The sequence below is a fragment of the Paraburkholderia sp. BCC1885 genome, from assembly GCF_900996235.1.
Classification (GTDB): Bacteria; Pseudomonadota; Gammaproteobacteria; order Burkholderiales; family Burkholderiaceae; genus Paraburkholderia.
In genome coordinates this window covers 1-2764 of sequence record NZ_CAAJGM010000271.1, presented here as the reverse complement: position 1 = coordinate 2764, position 2764 = coordinate 1, and the positions used below count along the sequence as shown (strand labels likewise).

Annotated in this window: 1 protein-coding gene; it reads right to left on the bottom strand. The window is 61.1% G+C overall.

Translation table 11 applies throughout. From position 1 onward, the window contains the following. Positions 1-2327 (bottom strand): type VI secretion system tip protein VgrG (gene vgrG / locus FQ755_RS34760; protein ID WP_144162290.1); only part of this gene is annotated, 2327 nt, incomplete at its 3' end. Positions 2328-2764 lie beyond the last annotated feature (437 nt).

Here is a 2764-nt window from a genome sequence, read left to right as displayed (position 1 = left end):
GGCAGGGATGGCAACTGGGTCGGCACGTTGTCGGGTCCAACGAACGTGAACGAGCCTGCCTTGATGGTGAACGCGGCTGGACAATGGAATGTCATGTTGCCGCCCTCGATCACGAGCGAGGCCCCGCCGCTGTTGAGCGTGATTTTCGTTTTCGCGGCAAGCTGAATGTCTGCGCTTTCGCTTGCGACACGCACCTGCTGCTTCGCGAACAGGTCCATGCCGTCAGTAAGCGCCGAGGCCGTGAACTTCCCCTTCGCAGCGGTGAGATTGATGCCGAGCTTGTGCGCGCACAGCGAAATGAGTTCGCCCGCCGCCATGCGCAGCCGCTTCACGACGCTCACGTCCATGTCCTGGCCTGCCGTGATAATTGCGTTCTGCCCAGCCGAGTGCTGTATCGACTTCGGCGTCACGAACGCCATGCCGCCCGGAGCGCTGGCGAGCAGCCCTGCGTCGCGTAGCTGGTTCAGACCGTCGAGCAGCGTCGACTGCATGGCACGATCAGCGGGATCGGCCCCGGCCTGCGTGGTCGCCGATGCCAGATCCGTCACGCGCTGTAGCGCCGCCTTGAGCTGCGCGACGGCGGCAGGCATGTCGAGGTGCGGGGTATCCGGTCCAGCCGCCGCATCTGCCGAAAAGAACAGCCCCTTCGCCGCGCGAAACGTACCCCACGCCTGGGTCGTCGCCTCGTACCCCGTGCCGCGCGGGAGCTTCTTGCTGTTGAGCAGGTAGCCCTGGTTCACTGCCGTCTGGCTGTAGACCGTCGCAATGCGCGCGCTTTCCTTGCCCTTCAGGTCATTGAAAACGACCTCGGCCCCCAGCAGCGGCGAGCGCCAGATGGCATAGCTAAACAACGCATCCGCGCCACGCACCGGGTCTTGATGGGAAAAATCGTGCAGCGCTCCACTGATGTGCAGCCGGTCCACGTCCCCATGGGCCGCCTCCAGCATCACCTCCGTCGTGGGCAGAAGAGGCGAATGAAAGCCGCCCTGGTACGACGACGAAGGACGCAGCAGGCGCAGGTTCAGCAGCTTGTTATCGGCGTTGCCCGAACCCTGCAGGAACTTCGGCAGAACGGGATAGCGCCCGTGTTCATCCAGATATGCATACGGGGCGGAGTCCAGGGTTGTGACGACGCCGGCCACGGGACCGCCCAGAAAACGCCAGTCCCGCTCATAATCGAAGCGGGGCCGGTAGGTCAGATGCGCGGGCATCGCCCTGAAGCGCGTATAGGCCGGCTTCGTTCGGCTGCCCTCCATCCTGAACGAGGTCACCACGAAGCCGTATTCCGCGCTGGGCATCTTCGTGTTGGTCAGTTTGATGACCACGCCTGGTGCGAGGTCTTTCGCATCGGTCTTGCCCGCAAGCCTCACCTGACGGGATATCTGCTCGTCGCGTCGTATCTGCGCGAGCGCCTCACCCTGCGCCGGCGTCAGGTGAAACTCCGTGCTGCGGCTAATCTGGCCGAATACCGAGCGGTCGCCCGCCTCGCCGGAGACGTTCGTCGTGGTCCGCAGCGGCTCTTCCGGCGTGCGGTAGTTACGCTCCCATAGCTCGACCATGGCCGGCACCAGCGTGCGCTGCTCGTGCACCGCCTGCGCCGCTTCCTGCCAGTTACTGTGCAGACCCGACCCAGCCAGCAGAGGCAGGTTGACCGACCGGACATAGGCGCGCGGGTTGTTCGCGAAAACGAGGATATCGAGCAGCCCGTTCTCGCCGCGCTCCTGCCGGTAGAACCAGAAGATACCTTTGCGTTTCGCGTGACGGGTGACCATGTTCCAGATGGACTCCTCGTACATCACGACCTGCTCCATCTTCTCCTGCGGTCCTTCGAGATGGAACTCAATGTCGAAGGCGTCGAAGTTCCGTCCGTCGACCATTAACTGGCGGACCATCTCCTCAAACGTGACATCCTTCAGTACGTCGGACTTGACGACACGCTTGCACAGGGCGGCAAAGCGCGGCTTGATCCTTACCTGGTACGCGGCCTCATCGCGGCTCGTGCGGATGCGCTTCCAGCGCGTGACCACGCCATTGAAGGTGGCCGCCGCACGGTCAACTGGACTGGCCCAGCTCGCCGAGGGCACTCCCGCCCGCTCGTCGACATGCAGGCCAGCTCGTCTCCCTACGTACTCCTTACCATCGATATCCAGGCGCGGCGAGGTCACCGTGATATCGACCTTGTAGTCCTTGCAGAGGCCGCCGCGTATCTTGAAATCAAGCACATCGAGGTCGAGGTCCTGCGCGCCGATCCATATTTTCAGATGCTGGGTGAGTCGCGCGCCCGGGTGACGCAGCGCATCCGTAAAATTCTTCGTCACAGCATTCATACGCCATCCCTGTCCGGTTGTGAGGAACGATATGAAATCGTTGCGTCTGCAACTTTTACCGCTGCATTTAGGGGCAGCAATAGAAAGGCGTCAATTGAAATGACGGAGGGCGTATGAAATTTTCAACGATCAAGTCAAATTTCGTAAATTCAATCTCCGTCTATTTTTTGAGATTGAACTGCGTGATAGGAGATGAATGTCCAGTCTGCTGGAGGGAGGTATCTGGACACAACCATCTGTCTCCGGGGAGATCAGCGGCCGGGACGCCGCGTCATGAAGATTTGTGGAAAGTACTTCCCCGACGTTTGATGACTTTCAGTTTTGTTCACCGGCATGAGGGGCCGGACAGAGACGTTTGCGAACTATTGATTTGAGATATGGCAGTACCCCCTGGAAGGTGAAACGCGTCGTGAGACGCGTGATCCGGGCGGCAATCC